2 pseudogenes are annotated in these 644 nt (G+C 66.3%); both read left to right on the top strand.

Annotated features, from left to right (window positions below):
• Positions 1–194: pseudogene (locus AC1DZ8_RS33335) on the top strand (AAA family ATPase); the annotation flags it as partial.
• A 220-nt stretch (positions 195–414) separates the two neighbouring features.
• Positions 415–644: pseudogene (locus AC1DZ8_RS33330) on the top strand (vWA domain-containing protein); the annotation flags it as partial.

Here is a 644-nt window from a genome sequence, read left to right as displayed (position 1 = left end):
CCCGGCCGCTGGCCAAGCCCCCCGGTATCTCCGAAGCGGTCGAATGGGCCAATGCGGCGACCATTCTCGAAAGGGGCGGCAGCCCGTGGCCCGAAGCTCTCCGCCGCGCCATCGGCGTGCTGATCAAGGACGAAGAGGACCTGGCGTCCATTGCGCCGGAGCTGGAGGCGATCGTTGAGGAGGCGCTGGGGTGAGCCGGGACGTCAGCGATCCCTTCTGCCTGTTAATTCCGCAACGCTGGCGGGACAGCGCCCCCCTCTGTCCTGCCGGACATCTCCCCCTCAAGGGGGGAGATCAGCTGTCATCCCGGCCTTCGCTAATCTCCGGCCTTGTAAACCTGAGCGAGGCGTCGAACCTGCCAATCTCCCCCCTTGAGGGGGAGATGTCCGGCAGGACAGAGGGGGGCGCGCAGGAATGATGCGCGGAGAAAACCTGCCCCGTGCCGCCGCAACGTTCCTGGACTTCGCTAGGCTGCTGCGCCGCCACGCCTTCGCAATCGCCCCCGAACAAGTCTCCAGCTTCATGCAGGCGGTCACCTTGCTCGGCCCTCGCTCGATGTCCGACATCCGCGAGGCAGCTCTTGCCACGCTCGCCCCCTCGCCAGACCGCCGCAATGAATTCGAAGCGCATTTCCGCATTCCGCA

It is taken from the genome of Mesorhizobium sp. P2_F7 (genome assembly GCF_056403695.1).
Note: the sequence above shows the minus strand (reverse complement) of the source record. Positions and strands in the feature narration are given on the sequence as shown.